The sequence below is a fragment of the Amycolatopsis orientalis DSM 40040 = KCTC 9412 genome, from assembly GCF_000478275.1.
Lineage (GTDB): Bacteria > Actinomycetota > Actinomycetes > Mycobacteriales > Pseudonocardiaceae > Amycolatopsis > Amycolatopsis orientalis.
Map to the genome: position 1 here is coordinate 41,811 of NZ_ASJB01000065.1, position 19,774 is coordinate 61,584.

The 19,774-nt window shown below is 70.1% G+C and carries 20 protein-coding genes; 10 read left to right on the top strand and 10 right to left on the bottom strand.

The window, feature by feature from the left end; genetic code table 11:
- The first annotated feature begins 32 nt into the window (after positions 1–32).
- From L324_RS23845 to L324_RS23860, 4 genes are all read left to right on the top strand, one after another.
- Complete coding sequence (locus tag L324_RS23845; RefSeq protein WP_037312785.1) at positions 33–854, top strand: PaaX family transcriptional regulator; 822 nt, start codon at positions 33–35, stop codon at positions 852–854.
- Complete coding sequence (locus L324_RS23850; protein WP_037312788.1) at positions 851–1,633, top strand: tryptophan 2,3-dioxygenase; 783 nt, start codon at positions 851–853, stop codon at positions 1,631–1,633. The genes L324_RS23845 and L324_RS23850 overlap by 4 nt, the downstream gene beginning before the upstream one ends.
- Positions 1,630–2,823: a kynureninase gene (locus L324_RS23855; protein ID WP_037312791.1), complete on the top strand. Its 1,194-nt coding sequence runs from the start codon at positions 1,630–1,632 to the stop codon at positions 2,821–2,823. The genes L324_RS23850 and L324_RS23855 overlap by 4 nt, the downstream gene beginning before the upstream one ends.
- 160 nt (positions 2,824–2,983) lie before the next feature.
- On the top strand, positions 2,984–4,054 hold the full coding sequence (locus L324_RS23860; protein WP_037312794.1) for a Glu/Leu/Phe/Val family dehydrogenase: 1,071 nt from the start codon (positions 2,984–2,986) through the stop codon (positions 4,052–4,054).
- 85 nt (positions 4,055–4,139) lie between these two features.
- Here the strand turns inward: L324_RS23860 and L324_RS23865 are convergent, their stop codons facing one another.
- Positions 4,140–4,328, bottom strand: coding sequence for a DUF5302 domain-containing protein (locus L324_RS23865; protein WP_037312797.1), 189 nt, complete (start codon positions 4,326–4,328; stop codon positions 4,140–4,142).
- 74 nt (positions 4,329–4,402) lie between these two features.
- The gene (locus tag L324_RS23870; protein WP_037312923.1) at positions 4,403–5,368 is read right to left on the bottom strand and encodes a winged helix-turn-helix transcriptional regulator; all 966 of its coding nucleotides are present in this window, start codon (positions 5,366–5,368) and stop codon (positions 4,403–4,405) included.
- Positions 5,369–5,500: 132 nt separating this feature from the next.
- Here L324_RS23870 and L324_RS23875 point away from each other — a divergent pair, with 132 nt between their 5' ends.
- The gene (locus tag L324_RS23875; protein WP_037312800.1) at positions 5,501–6,988 is read left to right on the top strand and encodes a carotenoid oxygenase family protein; all 1,488 of its coding nucleotides are present in this window, start codon (positions 5,501–5,503) and stop codon (positions 6,986–6,988) included.
- An 85-nt stretch (positions 6,989–7,073) separates the two neighbouring features.
- Complete coding sequence (locus tag L324_RS23880) at positions 7,074–8,297, top strand: acetyl-CoA acetyltransferase (RefSeq protein ID WP_037312802.1); 1,224 nt, start codon at positions 7,074–7,076, stop codon at positions 8,295–8,297.
- Here the strand turns inward: L324_RS23880 and L324_RS23885 are convergent.
- Together L324_RS23885 and L324_RS23895 are read right to left on the bottom strand one after the other, a co-directional pair.
- Positions 8,213–8,623 (bottom strand): hypothetical protein, encoded by a 411-nt coding sequence (locus L324_RS23885; protein ID WP_051174074.1) that lies wholly within the window; start codon positions 8,621–8,623, stop codon positions 8,213–8,215. The genes L324_RS23880 and L324_RS23885 overlap by 85 nt on opposite strands.
- Positions 8,624–9,071: 448 nt before the next feature.
- The gene (locus L324_RS23895) at positions 9,072–9,941 is read right to left on the bottom strand and encodes an alpha/beta fold hydrolase (RefSeq protein WP_037312808.1); all 870 of its coding nucleotides are present in this window, start codon (positions 9,939–9,941) and stop codon (positions 9,072–9,074) included.
- A gap of 58 nt (positions 9,942–9,999) precedes the next feature.
- Between L324_RS23895 and L324_RS23900 the strand changes: the two genes are divergently transcribed.
- Positions 10,000–10,749 carry a TetR/AcrR family transcriptional regulator gene (locus L324_RS23900; protein WP_037312811.1) on the top strand — a complete coding sequence of 250 codons (750 nt, stop codon included), beginning with the start codon at positions 10,000–10,002 and terminating at the stop codon, positions 10,747–10,749.
- 98 nt (positions 10,750–10,847) lie between these two features.
- On the opposite strand, the gene L324_RS23905 is transcribed toward L324_RS23900, so the two are convergent.
- Both L324_RS23905 and L324_RS23910 read right to left on the bottom strand, forming a co-directional pair.
- Entirely contained in the window at positions 10,848–11,480 is a 633-nt protein-coding gene (locus L324_RS23905) for a TetR/AcrR family transcriptional regulator (RefSeq protein ID WP_037312814.1), read from the bottom strand.
- A gap of 201 nt (positions 11,481–11,681) precedes the next feature.
- A complete protein-coding gene (locus L324_RS23910) occupies positions 11,682–13,046 on the bottom strand; it encodes a sensor histidine kinase (RefSeq protein WP_037312817.1) in 1,365 nt (454 codons plus the stop codon).
- Between the two features lie 77 nt (positions 13,047–13,123).
- Here L324_RS23910 and L324_RS23915 point away from each other — a divergent pair, with 77 nt between their 5' ends.
- The 3 genes from L324_RS23915 to L324_RS23925 are packed head-to-tail and all read left to right on the top strand — an operon-like array spanning position 13,124 to position 15,419.
- Positions 13,124–13,651, top strand: a complete 528-nt coding sequence (locus L324_RS23915) for a P-loop NTPase family protein (RefSeq protein WP_037312820.1) — start codon at positions 13,124–13,126, stop codon at positions 13,649–13,651.
- Entirely contained in the window at positions 13,648–14,307 is a 660-nt protein-coding gene (locus tag L324_RS23920; protein WP_037312823.1) for an ATP-binding cassette domain-containing protein, read from the top strand. The genes L324_RS23915 and L324_RS23920 overlap by 4 nt, the downstream gene beginning before the upstream one ends.
- Complete coding sequence (locus tag L324_RS23925) at positions 14,304–15,419, top strand: FtsX-like permease family protein (RefSeq protein ID WP_037312825.1); 1,116 nt, start codon at positions 14,304–14,306, stop codon at positions 15,417–15,419. Before L324_RS23920 ends, L324_RS23925 begins: the two co-directional genes overlap by 4 nt.
- A gap of 2 nt (positions 15,420–15,421) precedes the next feature.
- Here the strand turns inward: L324_RS23925 and L324_RS23930 are convergent, their stop codons facing one another.
- The 4 genes from L324_RS23930 to L324_RS23945 form a co-directional block, all read right to left on the bottom strand.
- A complete protein-coding gene (locus tag L324_RS23930; protein ID WP_037312827.1) occupies positions 15,422–16,123 on the bottom strand; it encodes a response regulator transcription factor in 702 nt (233 codons plus the stop codon).
- A gap of 76 nt (positions 16,124–16,199) precedes the next feature.
- The gene (locus L324_RS23935; RefSeq protein WP_037312830.1) at positions 16,200–17,672 is read right to left on the bottom strand and encodes an apolipoprotein N-acyltransferase; all 1,473 of its coding nucleotides are present in this window, start codon (positions 17,670–17,672) and stop codon (positions 16,200–16,202) included.
- Positions 17,673–17,740: 68 nt separating this feature from the next.
- Positions 17,741–18,547, bottom strand: coding sequence for a sugar phosphate isomerase/epimerase family protein (locus L324_RS23940; RefSeq protein ID WP_037312833.1), 807 nt, complete (start codon positions 18,545–18,547; stop codon positions 17,741–17,743).
- Positions 18,547–19,698 (bottom strand): dihydrodipicolinate synthase family protein, encoded by a 1,152-nt coding sequence (locus L324_RS23945; RefSeq protein WP_037312836.1) that lies wholly within the window; start codon positions 19,696–19,698, stop codon positions 18,547–18,549. Before L324_RS23945 ends, L324_RS23940 begins: the two co-directional genes overlap by 1 nt.
- Positions 19,699–19,774: the final 76 nt, after the last annotated feature.

The following is a 19,774-nucleotide window of genomic DNA, read 5'->3' on the forward strand; positions in this document are numbered from 1 at the left end:
CGCAGCGGCCTGAGGTGTATAGAGTTGCGCCCATGCCCGCATCGCCCCCGCCCCACGGCGACCCGGCTCCCCAGGAGCTGGTGATGACGCTGCTCGGCACCTACGTGTCGCCACGCGAGAGCCGCCGTGTCTGGTCCGGCGGCCTGGTCGGCGTGCTGGCCGGACTCGGCTTCTCCGACGGCGCGGCGCGGATCGCGCTGGCCAGGCTCGCCCGCCGCGACCTGCTCGCCCGGCACAAGGCGGGACGGCTGGTCCACTACTCGCTGACCCGCCGCACGATCGCGCTGCTGGAGGACGGCGACCGCCGGATCTTCTCCCTCGGCCGCCGCGAACGGGAGGTCGGGCAGTGGACCGTGCTGTGGCAGAGCATTCCGGAAAGCCGCCGTCAGGCACGGGAACGGCTGGTCCGCCGCCTGCGCTTCCTCGGCTTCGGCCCGGTGCAGGACGGCACCTGGATCGCCCCGCACGACCGCGAGGCCGAGGTGCTCACCCTGCTGGCCGAACTCGACGTCTCCGAATACGCCGGGCTGATGCTCGGCACCCCGTCGCCCGCGCTCGACGTCCGGCGCTTCGCCGGCCGGGCCTGGAACCTCGACGGCCTCGCCGCGCGTTACGACGCGTTCGTCCGAGATTTCGGCGGATATTCAGGCGATCTGCCTGACGCCGAAGCGTTCCAGGTCCGAACCTGGTTGACGCACACCTTCCGCGCCTTCCCGTCGCTCGACCCGGAACTCCCGGTCGGGCTGGTACCGGCTCCGCCGAGCCGGGCGGCCGCGGTCGAGCTGTTCCATGATCTTTACCAGGCGCTGGCCCCGGCGGCGCAGCGCCACTTCGATGGAGTGACCGAACCATGAACGAAACACAGGCCGCATTGAGTTACACGTCCTACCTTTCGCTGGACGAACTGCTGGACGCCCAGCATCCGCGGTCGGACGAGCACGACGAAATGCTCTTCATCGTTATCCACCAAGTGTATGAACTTTGGTTCAAACAAGTTCTCCACGAGGCGCTTTACCTGCAGGAGCAACTCGAGGCGGGTAACACCGCTCACGCCGTCCGCACACTGCGCCGGATTCTGACTATCTTCAAGGTGGTGGTCGCGCAGATCGATGTGCTCGAGACGATGACTCCGAGCCAGTTCACCGGTTTCCGGGCGCGACTCGACGCTTCGAGCGGGTTCCAGTCGGCTCAGTTCCGCGTACTGGAGGCCGTTCTCGGCCGCCGGGACGAGCGGGTGTTCGCGCATTACCCCGAGGGCGGTGAGCAACGTGCCCAGATCGCGGGCGCGATGTCACGGCCGTCGCTCTTCGATTCCTTCACCGCCTACCTGGCGGTGAAGGGATACGACGTCCCGACCGGGCGCGATGTCACCAAGCCACTCGAACCCTCTCCAGCGCTCCAAGAGGTTCTGTTGCGGGTCTACCGCGACGACACCGGGCCGTCCGTCGTGGCGGAGCACCTGGTCGATCTGGACGAAGGGATGCAGGAGTGGCGGTATCGGCACGTGAAGATGGTCGAGCGCACCATCGGAGACAAGACCGGGACGGGGGGGTCGTCGGGCGCGCATTACCTGCGTACGACGCTTTTCTCTCCGATGTTCCCGGACCTTTGGGCGGTGCGGAGCCGGCTGTGACGAACCTCGGCGAACTCCGCCGCGACCCCAACGCGCTCGCGGCGCACTACACGAAATTCGGTGTGGCGGACCGGATCCTGCTGACCGGACATTCGCACCAGGCCTGGCCGGACGTCGCGGAGGAAGGTCTTCTCGAAGCCTTCGCCGACGCCGCCGAAGAGGTCGACACGAAGTGGGACCGGGCCTTCGCGAAGGCCGAGGAGATGCGGGCGGGGTTCCGTGCGCTGCTCGGTGACCCGCACGGCGCCATCGCGCTCGGTGCCAGCACCCACGACCTGGTGATCCGCTTCCTGTCCGCGATGGACCTGCGCGGACGGCCAAGGATCGTCACGACCGACGGCGAGTTCCACACGCTGCGCCGTCAGCTGGCACGGCTGGCCGAGGAAGGTGTCGAGGTGATCCGCGTCCCCGTGACGCCGGTCGCCACGCTCGCCGAACGCGTCGCCGCCGAGGTCACCGAAGACACGGCCGCGGTACTCGTCTCGGCCGTGCTGTTCGAGACCTCCCGGCTCGTGCCGGGACTGGCCCACCTCGCCGACGTCTGTCTCAAGCAGTCGGTGAACCTAGTCGTCGACGCCTACCACGCGCTCGGCGTCGTCCCGTTCTCGCTGCACGACCTCGGGCTCACCAACGCCTGGGTGCTCGGCGGCGGCTACAAGTACCTCCAGCTCGGCGAGGGTAACTGCTTCCTGCGGATGCCCGCGCACGCGCAGGAACTGCGCCCGGTCGTCACCGGCTGGTACGCCGAGTTCGGTGCGCTCGCGGACGACCGCCGTCCCGGCGAGGTCGCCTACGCCTCCGGAGCGGACAGGTTCGCCGGCGCGACCTACGACCCGACGAGCCACTACCGGGGCGCGCGCGTCTTCCGGTTCTTCGCCGAACAAGGGCTCACGCCCGAGTTCCTGCGGGAGGTGTCGCGGCATCAGGTCGGTTACCTCGCCGAGGGTTTCGACAGGCTCCGCCTGCCCGAAGCCGTCATCACGCGTGACCGGGAGACGCCGCTGGACCGCATCGGCGGCTTCCTGTCCCTGAAGTGCGCCGACGCCGGTGCGCTGCAGGCCGCCCTCGCCCGGCGCGGGGTCCGGACCGACAGCCGCGGCGCGTACCTGAGGTTCGGACCGGCGCCGTATCTGTCCGACACTCAGCTCGATTCCGCGCTCCGCGTCCTGGAAGAGGTCGTCAACGGCTGAGACGGCCCGCCCCCCGGCTTGGCGAACGGGCCGGGGCGATCTAGGTTTGCGATGTGGCACCGTCGCCGCCGGACGACCTTCGTCGGGGATTGTGCCTTGTTGCAGGAACTTCGCACGTGAGCCACAAGCAGCGTGCACTCCAGGACAAGGAGTCACCACAGTGACGGAAGTGTTCGGCCAAGGTACCGGCCATGAACAGGTCGTCTTCTGCCAAGACCAGGCCACCGGCCTGAAGGCCATCATCGGGATCTACTCGACGGCGCTCGGGCCGTCGCTCGGCGGAACCCGGTTCTACCCCTACGAGTCCGAGGACGCCGCGCTGGCTGACGTCCTCGCCCTGTCGAAGGGGATGGCGTACAAGAACGCGCTCGCCGGGCTCGACCTCGGCGGCGGCAAGGCCGTCATCATCGGCGATCCCGCCAAGCACAAGACCGAAGCGCTGCTGCGCGCCTTCGGCCGGTTCGTCCAGTCACTGGGCGGCCGCTACATCACCGCCTGCGACGTCGGCACCTACGTGCAGGACATGGACATCGTCGCCCGCGAATCGGAGTTCGTCACGGGCCGCTCGCCGGAGAACGGCGGCGCCGGCGACTCCTCGGTGCTCACCGCTTTCGGTACGTACCAGGGCATGCGTGCCTCCGCGGACGCCGTCTGGGGCGTCCCGGACCTCGCGGGCCGCAAGGTCGGCGTCGCCGGGGTCGGCAAGGTCGGGCACATCCTGGTCGGGCATCTGATCGAGGCGGGCGCGCAGGTGGTCATCACCGACGTGTCGCCCGCGGCGATCGAGCGCACCCGCGCCGCGTACCCCGGGGTGGAGGTCGTCGAGGACCTGGACACCCTGATCCGCACCGAACTCGACGTCTTCGCGCCGTGCGCGCTGGGCGGGGTGCTCACCGACGAGACCGTCGGCCTGCTCCGGTCCAAGATCGTCTGCGGCGCGGCCAACAACCAGCTCGCGCACCCCGGCGTCGACAAGCAGCTCGACGACCGTGGCATCCTCTTCGCGCCGGACTACCTGGTCAACGCCGGTGGCGTGATCCAGGTCGACGACGAACGGCACGGCTTCGACTTCGCGCGGGCGAAGCGCAAGACCACGGCGATCTTCGACACCACCAAGGCGGTGTTCGCGCTGGCCAAGGCCGACGGTGTGCCACCGGCGACGGCGGCCGACCGGCTGGCCGAGCGCCGGATGACCGAGGTGGGCGGGCTGCGCTCGATCCTGACGGTGTAGGGGCTCGTCCCGTAACGCCATGAAAGGTCCTTTCCTTGCGAAATTCGCAAGGAAAGGACCTTTCATGGCACTTGGGGGCCGGGACTCAGCCGCTCTTGCGACGGAAGGTGCGCTTGTTCGCGGCCGGACCGTGGGCGTGCAGGTTCTTCGCCCCGCCGCTTTCGTGGGCCGAACCGGAACGGGCCTGGGCCTGCTTGCGCTCCAGGGCTTCGCGGAACTTGCGCTTGGTGTCGTCCTCTTCGCCATCCGCTGGGGACGGTGCCGGTTCAGTCATTACTACCTCCGAGGTGACGACGTGTGACCACGCCAGCCTGTCAGGAACGGACCGGCTTGGCGAGTCGATTTACGTCACCTGGACGGTGTGGGCAGCTGGACCGGTCCGCCGAACCGGATCCGGCTCCGCAGCAGCGGCCGCCAGCAGTGGTCGCACAGCAGGATCGGCTTCAGCCGGTTACCGCAGTCGACGTGATCCAGCGTGATGTCCGGCGCCTGCCCCGGCACCTCGAACCCCCGTGACCACTCGGCGATGAAGGCGAGCGCGGGGAAGAACGCGAGCCCCTTCGCCGTCAGGCGGTAGTCGTGGGCGTCGGTGCGGGTCTTCGCAACGCCGGTCCGCAGGACGCCGACGTCCACGAGCTTGCTGAGCCGTCCCGACAGCACACTCGGGCCGATCCCGAGTTCCCGTTCGAACTCGGAGAAATGCCGCGCCCCGAGCAGCGCGCTCACCACGAGCCCGGTCGACCAGCGGTCGCCGAGCAGTTCCATGGTGTCCGGGAAGAACATCAGCGGATCGCCCGCGAGGGACTCGGCGTCCTTGCGGCGGAAGCGTTTCGTCGCCGTCGCTTCGACGACGCCGGTGTCGTCGAGCCGTCGCGCGCGGACGTCGCGGGCGTCGACGCGGCGTTCGCAGGAGGCGCAGCCCAGCGGCGCCGAGGTGGCCAGTTCGCAGTCGAGGTGGATCAGCGTCGGCAGGACGGCGCGCCGCCCTTCGACCCATTCCCGCTCCCAGGCCCAGATCGAGATCAGCAGCGGCCACAGGTCGAGGCCGCGTTCGGTGAGCCGGTACTCGTGCCGGGTGCGCCGCGCGTCCCGGTAGGGCGTGCGGACGAGCACGCCCGCGTCGACCATTTCCCGCAGCCGCCCGGAAAGCGCGGTGGGGGAGATGCCGAGACGCAGCCGCAGTTCCTCGTAGCGACGGAAGCGCAGGAAGAGGCTCTGCAGGATCAGCAGCGTCCACTGGTCCCCGAGCAGTTCGAGCGCCCGGCGGAGCGGGTCGCCCGCCGGCCTGACGCGCTGCGCCGTCGCCTCTGTCACGTACATCCCTTCCGTGAGGTTGTCGCCGTCAGCGTACTACTGACTACAGCAGAAGAAGTCTATTGACAGCTGACTACAGAAATCATAGTGTCTCAGCCAATCGGTCAACGCGAACCCGCCGGGGAGAAACCGATGACGAGTGCCTCCGAACAGCCGATCCTCGTGGCGGCCACCGCCGCGGAACCCGAGGTCAACCCGTATCTGATGGGCGTCTACGCCCCGGTCGGCGAAGAGATCGACGCGAGCGATCTCGAGGTCATCGGCCAGATCCCCGCGGATCTCAACGGGGTGTACCTGCGCAACGGGCCCAACCCGCGGTTCGAGCCGGAAGGCCGCTACCACTGGTTCGACGGCGACGGCATGATCCACGCGGTCCACCTGGAGAACGGCAAGGCCCGCTACCGCAACCGCTGGATCCGCACGAAGGCCTTCGAAGCCGAATCCGAGGCGGGGAAGGCGCTGTGGAAGGGCATCATGGAATCGCCGAAGGGCAATCCCTTCGGCAACTCCCACGGCCTGAACGTCAAGGACAGCGCCAACACCGACCTGATCTTCCACCGCGGCCAGGTGCTCTCCACCTGGTACATGTGCGGGACGCCGTACGCGATCGACCCGCTCTCCCTGGAGACGCTGGGCGCCGAGAACTTCCTCGGCACGCTGGTCGGCGACATGATGGCGCATCCGAAGGTCGACGAGCGCACCGGCGAGATGTTCTGGTTCGACTACGGGCCGCGGCCGCCGTACCTGCGCTACGGCGTGATCAGCGCGGACGGCAAGGTCGCGAGCACGACCGAGATCGAACTCCCCGGTCCCCGCCTGCCGCACGACATGGCGATCACCGAGAACTACGCGATCCTGATGGATCTGCCGCTGATCCATGACCCGGAGGCGGCGCGCAACGGCCGTCTCCGGCTGCTGTTCGACCGGTCGCTGCCGAGCCGGTTCGGGGTACTGCCTCGCTACGGTAACGGTAGCCAGATCCGCTGGTTCGAAGCCGACCCCTGCTACATCTACCACGTCGTCAATTCCTGGGAGCAGGACGAGGAAATCATCCTCGACGTCTGCCGCGTCCAGCGTCCGCATGATCAATTGGCCGCCCCGGCAGCCGACGCCCGCACCCCGCTCGCCAAGATGCTGTCGTACCTGCGGCTGGACGCCTCCCTGCACCGCTACCGGTTCAACCTGCGGACCGGACAGTGCCTGGAGAACCAGCTCGACGACGACAACACCGAGTTTCCGTCCGTCGACTCGAGGGTGGTCGGCGGCCGGAATCGCTTCTCCTACGCGGTGCACATCTCGCCGGAGTCGACGCTGAAGTTCGACGGCCTGGTGTGCTACGACAATCATGCCGGCTCCAAGACCGAACATCGCTTCGGTGCGGGCCGGTGGGGCAGTGAGGCGCCGTTCGCACCCCGCGACGGCGCGGCCGCCGATTCCGATGACGGCTATCTGGTGACCTTCGTCCAGGACGAGCGTGAGGGGCGCTCGGAGCTGGACATCTTCGACGCCGCCGATCTCGCTGCCGGACCCGTGGCCAGGGTCCTGCTGCCCCAGCGTGTCCCGCTCGGTTTTCACGCGACCTGGGTCCGGGCGGACCAGCTGGAACCTTCCCGTAGTTGAGTGATCCGGAAAGCCGCGGTCCGGGTCGCCCCTTCCAGGGGGCGGGGCGACCCGGGCACGGCGTCAAAAGGGTGGAACCGGGCCGATGACGGTCTTCGTACTGGGCGGGGCACAGACCGATTTCGCGCGGAACTTCGCGAAAGAGGGCGGCGGGCTCTTCGAGATGTTCGCCGAAGTGGTCCCGGACGCCCTGGTGGACGCGCAGGTCGAGGCGGGCGAGATCGGCGTCGCCCACGTGGCGAACCTGGCCGCCGAGTTGTTCACCGGCCAGGCCCAGCTCGGCGGGCTGCTGGTGGCGGCCATCCCGGATCTGGACGGCGTGCCCAGCGTCCGGCACGAGGCCGCTTGCGCGTCCGGCGGGACGGCGGTGCTCGCCGCGAGCGCCGACCTCGAATCCGGCCGCTACGACGTCGCGCTGGTGACCGGGCTCGAACTCATGCGCAACGTCGACGCGCGGTCCGCGGCCGGGCACCTCGGCTCCGCGGCCTGGGTCGGCGCCGAGGCACGCTCGGCCGAATTCCCTTGGCCCGCCTTGTTCGCCGACGTCGCGGACGTCTACGACTGGCGATACGGCCTCGATCCCGCGCATCTCGGCCTGTTCGCGCGGAACGCGTTCGCGAACGCCGCGCTCAACCCGATGGCGCAGGCGCGCGACTGGACCTTCCCCGACGGTTCGTTCGGCCAGGACGACCGGCTGAACCCGGTCGTGGAAGGCGTGCTGCGCAAGAACGACTGCGGCCGCATCTCCGACGGCGCGGCCGCGATCGTGCTGGCGTCGCCGGACTTCGCCGCCGAGTGGGCGAAACGCGCGGGCCGCGACCTCGCGGAGGTCCCGAGGCTGGCCGGATTCGGCCACCGGACGGCGCATTTGTCGTTGCGGGGCAAGCTGGATCGCGCCGAAGGGCAGGAGTACCTGTTCCCGCATCTGCGCGGTGCGGTACTCGACGCGTACCGGCGCGCGGAGGTCTCCGGCGCCGAGGAGATGGACGTCGTCGAACTGCACGATTGCTTCACCATCACCGCGCTGGTGGCGCTGGAACATCTCGGCGCGGCCCCGCCCGGAACGGCGGGACGGCTGATCGAATCCGGCGGGATCGCGCGCGACGGCGTCCTCCCGGTGAACCCCGGCGGCGGGCTGCTCGGCCTCGGTCACCCGGTCGGCGCGACCGGGGTGCGGATGGTGCACGACGCCGCGCGCCAGGTCGCGGGCACGGCCGGGCCGCTTCAGGTCGAGGGCGCGCGGAACGTGCTGACCTTGAACGTCGGCGGTTCTTTCACGACCGTGGTCGCGATGGTCGTCGCCCGCTGAAGCCACCGGCCGCGCCGTGCCGCCCCGGCGACCGCGCCGGTCGCCGTCGCGCCGAAGAACACGACCGCGGCCACCCCGGTCTCGGCGGTGAACTGGAGTTCGCCGAGCGTGCCGACGGCGAATCCAGAATGGACGCTCCAGGCGATCACCCCGGTTCCGGCCGCGGCGGCCACACTCGTGACCACTCCGGTGACGAGTACGACGAAACCCAGTGCCGCCAAGGAGAAACCCTGTCGCTCGGCCCCACCGAGGAGCCCGGCCAGCGATGCCGCGCCGACTACGGAAGCGCAACCGAACGGGAAACCGAAGCCGTCGGAATTCCTCATCCGCACAGTCAACTCCGCGTCACCGGACGTGCGGTCCGCGTGAACGGGTTCCCTACGCGGAGGCCGGGAATCCTGACGGAATTCTGATGGTCGGGAGTGGCGATACGGGACTGTGTGGATTTTGTTGCGTTAGATGAAGCAAAACCCACACGCCCCCCGGCCGCCGAGCCTGACGCCCCATGCCTTCCGCGCGTGCGTGATCAGCCCCTGTGACGTGAAGAAGTACGTGAAGGCCTCCTTCACTACCTTGAGGGTAGGCAAGGGGGCCTTCACGTACTTGAGGATACGGTCAAACTGGAGGCAAGCGGACATTTCTCGTTGACTCGCGTCCTCTGTGGACAGTTGTGAGCCTGGAGCGCCGGCTCCCGAACCGCCCAAGTTCCTGCCGGGGAGAAAAGAGCCATCATGTGCTGAAAAGTGGCCCCTGACCGCCACAAAGCCTGACGCCTCAGGCCTTCCGCGCGTGCGCGAGGATCGCGCCCGTGATCGCGGGCCACAGCTGCCGCGGCAGCTCGTGCCCCATTCCGGGATACAGCACCAGTTCCGCGTCCGGGATCGCCGCCACGGTCGCCTTCCCGCCGCTGACGTTGATCAGCGGATCGCTCTCGCCGTGGATGACCAAAGCCGGGACGCGGACCTCGCGCAGCTTCATCGTGCGGTCACCCGAGGCGACGACGGCGGCGGCCTGCCGCAGTCCGCCCGCCGGGTGGTTCGCCCGGTCGTAGTTGCGCGCCGCCCTCATCCGCAGGTACTCCTCGTCGGAGGGGTGACCGGGCGAACCCACGAGCTTGAACCACGCGACACCGTCTTCGATCGCCTGCTCGCGGGTGGCGGCGGGCGGCCTGGTCAGCGCGGCGAGCGCGGCGGGTTCCGGATGCCCGACCGACGGATCCCCGGTGGTCGACATGATCGACGTGAGGCTGAGCAACCGCTCCGGGGAGTCGATCGCGAGCTGCTGCACGATCATCCCGCCCATCGAAGCGCCGACGACGTGCGCGCGGTCGAAGCCGAGCGCGTCGAACAGGCCGGTGACGTCGGACGCGAGATCCGAGAGCAGGTACGGCGCCGTCGTCAGGTCGCCCGCCGCGAGGGCGCCGAGGTCCGGGACGGGGAGATCGTCCAGATAGGACGAGAGGCCGATGTCGCGGTTGTCGAACCGGACGACGTGGATCCCGCCCTCGGCGAGCAGTTCGCAGAAGCCTTCCTCCCAGGTGACCATCTGGGCGCCCAGTCCCATCACCAGGACGAGCGGTGGGTCCGCGGGGGAGCCGAAGGTGTCGTACTCGAGTTCGAGGCCGTTCACGCGCGCACGGGGCATGGCGCCGATCCTGCCCGGATGTCCACCGCCGTGCCACCGGCCGGTTACGGTTGACCGCATGCCGACTTTCCCCGAAGACGTGGGTTCCCGCTCCCGGTCACGCGCGGCCTCCGGGCGGCCGGCGGTCACCAGAGACCGGATCGTGGACGCCGCCGTGGAGCTGTCGGCCCAGTCGGGCCTGGAGAACTGGACGTTGCGGCAGCTCGCGGCCGCGGTCGACGCCTACCCCGCGGTGGTCTACCACCACGTCGGCGACCGGGACGCCGTGGTCGTCGCGGTGCTGGACCGGGTGGTCGGTGAACTGACCCTGCCCGACAAGACCCTGCCGTGGCGGGCCTGGTTCGACGAATTCCTGCCCACCGTGCGCACCGTGCTGCGCCGCTATCCCGGTTCGGCGCGACGGCTGGCCCTGTTCGGGCCGACGGTCGAGGCCGCGGTGCCGACCATGGACACCGGTATCGGCCGTCTGCTCGCGGCCGGGTTCGGCGCCGAGGCGCCGTTCGCCTACAACCTGCTGCTCGCCACCGCCTGCCAGTTCGTCGCGATGGAGGACGACCGCGAGAGCGCGATGGCGCTGCAGCTCGACCGGAGCGAGGGCTACGCGGCGTACCGTCACCGCGACGACCTGCCGGGGATGGCGGCGCTCGGCGAGTCGATCGCGGCGCTGGTCGCCGACCCCGATCTCGCGGCCGGGTACTACGAACGCCTCTACGGTTACGCGGTCGAGCGCTGTCTCGACGGGCTGGAGCACCGGCTCGCCCAGCTGAGTGACCGTGAGACGGTCTTCGAAGTTCGACACCAAGGGTGACGCCGGATCGGCGTAGTGTGGAGTGATACCGGGGGTTCGCCGCCGGTCCGGAGCCCCTGGCACCAACCTCCCCCTCGCGGTGCCGGGGGCTTCTCCGGTCAGCTTCGCGGGGCGGCGCGCTGGATCTCGGGGAAGACCTCGCCGACCAGGGTGACCAGTGACTTGCTGAGCAGCGTGTGTACCTGCCCGCGATCGAGCGAACCGCGGACGAGCCATTCCCGGCCCGCCGCCTTGACCATCCCGCCGAACGCGCGGACCAGCGCGTTCAGCTCCTGTCCGTGCTCGCTTTCGCGGGACAGGCCGACGGCTTCGAGCACCCTGTCCGCCGATTCGCGATCGGCCTCCTCCAGGATCCGCTCGACTTCGAGGTCCCGCCCGATGCCCTCCGGCGCGATCGCGGCCAGCCACATCTTCTCCTGGCTGGTGACCATGTCCAGGAACCAGTCGATGGCGACGTCGGCGCGCAGTTCGAGCGGGCCGTCGGGCAGGATCTCGACGGCGAGCCGCGGCACGGTCAGCGCGCGCCGGATGATCTCCAGGTACAGCTCGCGTTTCGTGCCGAAGTAGTGGTTGATGAGCCCCCTGGCGACCCCGGCCTCGGCCGCGATGTCCGATGTGGACACTTCCGAGTAGGGACGGTCCGCGAAAAGGCGGGCCGCGCAGGCGAAGATCTGTTCCTTACGCTCGTCCGGTTCCAGTCTCCGCCATCTCGGCGCCGGCTCGGTGGTCATACGTCATATCTTCCCACGATCGATTCAGCCCGGCTTGACGGTCGCTGAATTCCTGTGACATCGAAAAGCAAAGTGTCAGTTAATCCGGCGTGTACCGTCTGTTGGCCCGTTGGTCTTTACCGTCTTCTTTCAGGTGGCATGCCGTGCGCGCTGTCGGGGCGCGTTTGCCTCCTACCGGCCCGGCCTGGCGAGTAACCCCCCCTAGCTCGCCAGGCCCGGGCCTTCTTCTCGCGGTGAGGGACGTTCGGCGGGCAGAAGCAGCGTGAACGTCGTCGGTGCCGGACTGGACAGCCGCAGCCGCCCGCCTTCCGCCTCGGCCAGGCTCCGCGCCAGCCGCAGCCCGATCCCGTGCCCCTGCGCCTCGTCCCTGGTCACGAACGGATCCGCCCCGTCGGGGATGGCGCCCTCGTCGCTCACGTCGATGGCCAGCGCGTCCCCGGCGTCGCGGGCGACGACGGTGACCGTGCCGTGGCCGTGCGTCGCCGCGTTGTCCAGCAGCACGGCGAGCACCTGCCGGACGGCCGCGTCCGCCGCCCGCGCGGGCAGGGCCTCGCGCCCGCTGATCCGCAGCGCCCGGCCACGTCCGGCGAGCAGACCGTGCCAGGTCTGGCGGACCTCTTCGAACAGTTTGCCCAGGTCCAGCAGGGCCCGCGGGGCCCGGCTCTGGGTCGCCAGCGCCAGCAGGTCGTCGATGGTGCGTTCCAGCCGGTCGGCCGACGCGATGCCGTCCCGGATGGTCGCGTAGGGGTCGCGGTCGGGGCTCTCCAGCGCCGCCTCCAGCTGCAGGCGCAGCCCGGTCAGCGGCGTCCGCAGCTGGTGGGAGGCGTCGGAGGAGAACGTCCGCTCGCGCTCCAGCGTCTCGCCGATCCGCTCGGAGGTGACGTCGAGTGCTTCGGCGACCTGATCGATTTCCCGGACCCCGGTGCGGCGGGTACGCACGGTGAAATCGCCCTCGCCGAGGCGTTCGGCGGTGACGGCCAGCTCCTCCAGCGGCCGCGCCAGCCGGGCGGAGATCCTGAGCCCGATCAGCCAGCTGGCCCCGATCGCGATCCCCGCGAGCCCGGCCATCTTCAGCCAGGTCGCCCGGATCCGGTCGTCCAGGACGGCGCGGGGATGGGAGGCGCGGATCACCCCGACCACCGCCGGCCCGCTGAGCACGGGTTCGGCGAGGACCACCTCGTCGCCCAGGAGCCCGCTGGCCCGGTCGCTGTCGCGGGCGCTGCGGACGAAGTCGTCGGCGTGTGCCGGGCCCTGGCCGGTGACGAGCCTGCCGGTCGGCGAGTAGACCCCGATCACGATGCCCAGGGTCCGGGTCTGGCCCTCGGGCCCGAGTTCGGCGGGCCTCAGCTCCGGGACCCGTCCGTTGGCGAGGTCACCGGTCACCGCGAGGGCGACGGTGTCGGCGGCGCGTTCGAGGTCGTGCGTGGACATGCTCTCGTGGAACTTGGCGACCGCGAGGGCCAGCGGCACCCCGAAGAGGGTGATCGCCAGCACCGCGGCCAGCACGGTGAGGGTCACGATCCGTCGGCGCACGGACAGAGTGTGGCCGACGAGGAAGAGGATCACCCGTCAGACGCGATATTTTGCCGTCCGTTGACCTCAGATCAAGGCGATGTTGACCCCGTTCGCCTTACCTTGGGGCCATGCGCCGACGTGCCGCCGTCATGGCAGGCCCGGGGCCCGGATCCGTCCCCCTCGTCCGGTTCGCCGTCCCGGGCGAGTGTGTGGCAGTGCTGCCCGCCGGAGGAGGCGACACCCCTCTCGGTGGCCGCGGCGTCGGCGTGCTGCTCAGGCGTGGAAATCTCTTCGGCCACCTCACCGTCGGGCAGAACGTCGTGCTGGCGGGCAGGCTCGCCGCCCGCCGTGCTCCCGAGAAAGCCCCGGAAAACGCCACTGACCTGCTTGCGCTGACCGGCCTGGCCGGCCGCGGTGACGCCTATCCGGCCACCCTGTCGGCGCTGGAAGTCGCGCGGGCCGGGGTCGCCGTCGTGCTGGCGGGCTCGCCCGAGGTCGTCTTCGCCGACGAACCGGCGGGCGAACTCGACAGGCTGGCCGCGCTCGAACTCATGGACCTGTTGTGCACCGTCGCCCGGCGCGGGACGGCCGTCGTCGTGGCGACCCGTGATCCCGACATCGCGGCGGCCGCGCACCGGATCGTGAGAGTGGCGTGACGACACCGCTGGTCCGCACCGAGGAACTGGCGTACACCTATGGCACCGGGCTGACCGCGGTGGTGGCGGTGCACGGCGTCTGCTGCGCGATCGCCGCGGAGACCCGCGCGGTGCTGACCGGCCGGGCCGGATCCGGGAAGACCACGTTGCTGCATCTGCTCGCCGGGATGAAGAAACCGACGGCGGGCACGATCGAGTGGCCGTCGTTCGAGCCGGAGCCGCCGGGTCCCGAACTGATCGGGCTGGTCCTGCAGGACGGCGGGCTCCTGCGCGATCTCGACGTCCGGCTCAATGTCGCGTTGCCGCTGGTCCTCGCGGGCCGCACCGGCACCGCCGTCCGTGACGCCGTCGACGACGCCCTCGACCTGGTCGGTCTCGCCGGCTTCGCCAAGAAGGCCCCCCGTGACCTGACCGGCGAGCAGATGCGGCTGGCCATGCTGGCCAGGGCGCTGGCACCGGCGCCGAAACTGATCCTCGCCGACGACCCGGCGGGGTGGCTGGACAGGCCCGCGGGGGAGCGGCTGCTGGACCGGCTCGTGCGCGCGGCGGACCGGCTGTCCGCCGGGCTGCTGGTGGCCACGGCCGAGCCCGCCCCGGCCGGGTTGTTCGGTGAGTGCTGGGTGATGGTCGACGGGAAGCTGGTGCGGGACCGGTGATCGCCGCGATGGCGTTGTGGGTCGGCGGGATCGCGCGCGTGCGTCCCGCCCGGCTCGGCGTGTCCGCGGCCGGGGTCGCGATCGTCGTCACGCTGCTCGCGGTGCACGGCTGGACGGGGAACCCGGCCCCGCCGTGGGTTCCCGCGATGGCGCTCGTGGTGCTGCTGGCCACCCCCTCGGAGCGGTCACTGCGCTCGGATCAGGACCTGCTGCGTGCCCGCGGCGCGACCGGCGGTCAGGTCCTCGCGCTCGCGTCGGCCGAAGCCGCGGCCGCCGGGCTGGCCGGCGGCGTGGCCGGGGTGCTGCTGTCACTGGCGGGCGGATTCCTCGCCACGCCCGATCTGCCGTTCGTCTGGGAAATCGTTCTCCTGCTGCTCGCGGGGCCGGTCGTCGCGGCACTGGCCTTCCTGCCCGCGGTGCTGCGCGAGTGGTATTTCGTCCCCGCCGACGACGGCCCGCCCTGGTGGTCGCCCTACGGTCTCGACATCCTCCTGCTCGCGCTCGCGTTCTTCTGGCCGCTGCTCGGCTGGGCAGGCGGCACGATGCTGCTGTGGCGGCTGGTGGAGCTGGGGCTGCGCAAGGGAAAACGGGTGATCGGCGGCGTGCTCAGGCCGCTCGTCTCGGGGCTCGCGGGGGTACTCGCGCTGTCCATTTCGTGGCGCAGCGCGATGCTGGCGCGCTCGGTGGTGCTGGTCGCGCTGGCGGTGGCGTTCGCGATCTCGACCGCCTTCACCGGGGACGGCTGCGACGCGGCCACTGTGGACATGCTGGCGTCCCTCGTGCTCGCGGCCGCCGCGGCGGGACCGTCGTTCGGGCTGGCGCTCAACGAACGCCGTCGCGACTTGCTGATCGTGAGCACACTCGGCGGGAAACGCCGTCAGGTGGCGGCCTTCATCGCGGGCGACGCGCTGATCGTCGGCGTCGGGGGACTGATCGCCGGGCATCTGCTGGGCGTGTTGTTCGTCCTCTTCGCACAGGTGGAGCGGACCCCTTCGCCCCACGGCTACTTCGGCCTGCTGGCGGCGGTGGTGCTCGTGTCGTGCGTGGCGGCGTCGGCGCGGATCGCGCAGCTCGCCGCCCGCGACGAGGTCTCCGACCTCCGCGACTACTGACGTCAGCCGTCGAAGGGCTGTTCGAGGCGGTAGCCGTGGCCGCGCAGCGTCGAGATCCGCGGCGCCTGCTCGGGAGTGGGCGCCGACTCGGTCAGCTTCCGCCGCAGCGCGGCGATGTGGACGTCGAGGGTCTTCGTGGAGCCGTACCAGTGCGCGTCCCACACCTCCGACATCAGGGTGTCCCGGCTGACCGCGACGCCCGGCTGCTCGGCCAGCCGGGCGAGCAGGTCGAATTCCTTGGCCCGCAAAGAGATCTCCCGGCCTCCGATGCTGACCCGCCGTCCGGCGGTGTCCACCCGCAGATGCCCGACGGCGATCGCGGGCCTGCTCTCCGGCGGCGCCGTCCCGCGCCGCAGATGCGCCCGCACCCTGGCGAGCAGTTCGCCGAGGCGGATGGGTTTGGTGAGATAGTCGTCGGCCCCGGCCTCCAGGCCCACGACGACGTCCATCTCCTCCTGCCGGGCGGTGAGGATGACCAGGACGGCACCGGGGAGTTCGGCACGCAGCCGACGGCAGACCTCGACCCCGTCCAGATCCGGCAACCCGAGATCGAGCAGGACGAAGTCGATGTCCCCGGCGGCCGCGGCCGCGAGCGCGGTGCGCCCGTCGCGCTGCCACGAGACCTCGTAACCGTGCAGGCGCAAGGTCGATTCGAGCACGCCGCCGATCGCGTCGTCGTCTTCCACCACCAGCAGCTTCGGCATGCGGAGGAGCTTAACCGTTGAACACTGTTCTTTTCGGCTATGACGTTACGAAGGCCACCCGCTCTGTAACGGGAGGCTAACGGTTGCGTCGATATGTCCATAAAGGACAGAGTGCGGCCGCGGCGAGGCACAGCCAGGCGAACACGTCCCCGATGGCGCTGTACACGGTCTCCGTTCGCGGCCGTACCGGCAGATCCGCGACGAGCGTCTGCTGGTCGGTGCGGAAATAGTCCGTCTTTCCGAGCACTCGTCCGTGGCTGTCCACAGCCGTGGAGATCCCGTGGGTGGACTGGCGGAACAGCGGGAAACCGTTTTCCACCGCCCGGAACGTCGCCTTTTCCGCGTGCAGGGCCGCGAAGCCCTCCCAGTCGTTCGCGGGGACGAGCAGCAGCGCGGTGTCCTTGTCCGCCGCCTGGCGCGTCAGGCTGGGGAAATCCGCGTCATAGCAGATGATCGTCGCGAGTCGTCCGTACGGCGAATCCGCGGTCGGCACGACGCCGGGGCCGGGCGTCATCGGCTCCATCGGTGTCGGATGCGTCTTGTCGTAAGTCCACAGCACTTCGCCGGAGGGGCCGACGAGCACCGCCACGTTCCGGATGTAGGGAGCCTGCGCGGTGTAAAGCGCGTAGGCGAGTTCGACGTGGATACCCGCTTGCTTCGCCTCGGCGCCGACCCGGTTCAGCAGCGCCGCCTGATCGCGTTCCAGGACCCGGGCGTGGGTCTCCGGCCAGACCACGATCTTCGCGCCCGCCGACGCCTGCTGCCGTGTCCTGGCGATGAGATCTTCGGTGACCGGGGCGAAGGCGGCGCCGACAGCGGCGGGATCCGCCGCGCTCACTTCCTGGGCACGCCAATATTTCACGCCGATCCGCTCCAGCGCGTCGGAACTCGCCCCGTCGGCCTCCTTGGCGGGGCTGATCCCCGCGATCCGCACCGTAGAGGCCGTGGGGGTGTCGAACAGCAACCGCGCGCCGCCCGCGGCGAACACCAGGCCGAGCAGGCAGACGTGGACGAGGACCGTGCGCTTGACGGGTGGCCACCCCTCCGTCCAGATAGTGTTCGCCACCGAGGCGAACCACGCGAGGACGAAGGTGATGCCGTAGACGCCGGTCACGGACGCGACCTGGAGCAGCGGCAGATTCCCGGACTGGGTGCTGCCGAGCGCGCCGAAGTCGCCGAACCCGGTGACCAGCGTGAAGAGGTATTCGCCTGCCACGAGGGTCGCCGGGAACACCAAGGTCCTCAGCGCGCCGGCACGTTCGGCGAGCAGGCGGTCGGCCGCGAACGCGACCGTCTGCAGCAGCACGAGCAGGCCGAAGGCGAGCAAGGCCGGCAGGACGAACAGCAGTCCGGTGACACCGAGCCAGAAGACCTGCCCGATCAGCAGGGACAGCCCGACCATCAGGACCGCGCGCCGGAGGGGCGCCCGCCGGGCGTAGCGGAGCAGGAAGATCGGGAACACCCAGGCGGCGAGGGGGACGTTCCAGTCGGTGTGGACGGCGAGCAGGAGCAACGCTGTGCCCAGCCACCAGAGCAGCCGTTGATTCATAGCGCGAACGCTAGGAAACAACGGCTGCCCGGACACCGCACCAAGGGAAGGCGCGACCCTTACTTTCGTCAGGAAACGTGGTCGCGATACGCCTTGACGGTCTCCGCGAGGACCTCGCCGCCGGGGCGGCGCCACAGGTCGGCGTCGAACACCTCGACCTCGATCGGCCCGGTGTACCCGGCGGCCTCGACGCACGCCTTCAGGTGGCGGTGGTCGATCGGGCCGTCACCGGGCAGCGCGCGACCGAGCAGGGTGTCCGTCAGCGGCACCTTCTGGTCGCAGACGTGGAATCCGGCGATCCGCCCGGTGGCCGCCGCGATCGACTCCTCGATCCGCGGGTCCCACCACACGTGGAACTCGTCGACGATCACGCCGACCTGCTCGGCCGGATGCTCCAGCGCGATCGCCAGCGCCTGATCCACTGTGGACAGGACCGACCGTTCGGCGCACTGCATGGGATGCAGGGGTTCCAGGCCGAGCCGGACCCCGCGTTCCCCGGCGTAGGGGGCGAGTTCACCGACCGCGTCGGCGACCCGCTGCCTCGACGTCGCGAGGTCGCCGTGCACGCCGCCGACGACCAGGACGAGCACGTCCGCACCCAGCGCGGCGGCTTCGTCGATCGCCTCCCTGGTCTGCGTGACACCGTCCACAGGGGATCCTTCCGGGGTGATCCCGGTGAAGAAACCGCCACGGCACAACGACGACACACCGACGTCGTACTCCTTGAGCAGCCGGGCGGTCTCCTCGACACCGGTCTCGGCGACCTTGTCCCGCCACAGGCCGATCCAGCGGACGCCAGCCTCGGCGCAGCCCGCCACGGCCTCCGGCAGCGACCACGCCTTCGTGGTGATCTGGTTCAGGCTCAACCGGTCCATCAGGACACCCCCGCCGCGGCCAGCAGCGGCCGCATCCGGGCGACGGCGAGCTCCGGATCGGCGAGCACCCCGGCGGCGTCCGCCAGGCGCAGCAGCTCGGCCAGATGCGTGATGGACCGGGCGGATTCGCGGCCCGCGACCATGCGGAAATGGTTCTGGTGCCCGTTGAGATAGGCGAGGAAGACGACGCCGGTCTTGTAGTTCCTCGTCGGCGCGCGGAAAATCGCCCGGCTGAGCGCCACCGTCGGATCCAGCAGACCGTGGAATCCGGCCGTGTCACCTTCGTCGAGCCGGGCGAGCGCGGCCCCCGCGACCTGCGCGACGGCGTCGAAAATGCCCAGTAGTGCTTCACTGTGGCCCTGGTCGTCACCGGCGATCAGTTCCGGATAGTTGAAGTCGTCGCCGGTGTAGCACGCGACGCCCTCGGGCAGCGCGCGGCGGAACTCGGTCTCGATCGAGGCGTCGAGCACCGAAACCTTCACTCCCGCGATCACCCCGGCGTGGTCGGTGCAGAGCCTGCCCAGTTCGCGGGCGGCGTCACGGACGTCGCGGTGACCCCAGTAGCCGGCCAGTGCCGGGTCGAACTGCTCGCCCAGCCAGTGCAGCAGGACCGGGCTGCCCGCGCCGGAGAGCAGTTTCCCGTACGCGGCATGGTAATCCTCGGGACCGGACGCCGAGGCGGCCAGCGCGCGGCTGGCCATCACGACCGGGATGGCCCCGGCTTCGCCGACCAGGTCCAGCTGTTCCCGCCATGCGTCCACAATGGACTCGGAAGTCGCGTCACCGGCGGGAAGCTGATCGGTTCCGACCCCCGCGACCCAGGGCCGCCCGGCCGCGAGCGCGCCCGTGCGCCGGATGAGGTCCTTGGTGGTCGTCCAGTCCAGGCCCATCCCGCGCTGCGCGGTGTCCATCGCCTCGGCCACGCCGAGTCCGCAGGACCACAGGTGCTCGCGGAAGGCGAGCGTCGTCTCCCAGTCCAGCACCGCGCCTTCCTCGGGATCGGTGGGGGCGAGGGGGTCGGCGACCACGTGCGCGGCCGCGTAGGCGATCCGGGAGGACGGGGGTGCCGCCGGTTTCGCGGGCGTTTCCGCCCCTCGCGGCGTCCAGTCCGCCAGTCCGCCGTCGGCGGTGGGCAGGGCGATCAAGGTCATCGGGTCTCCGTGGCGCGTGCGTGAGAAAGCGCTTTCTCGAACCACGGTAAGTCACCCCGAGGGCCGCACACAAGGG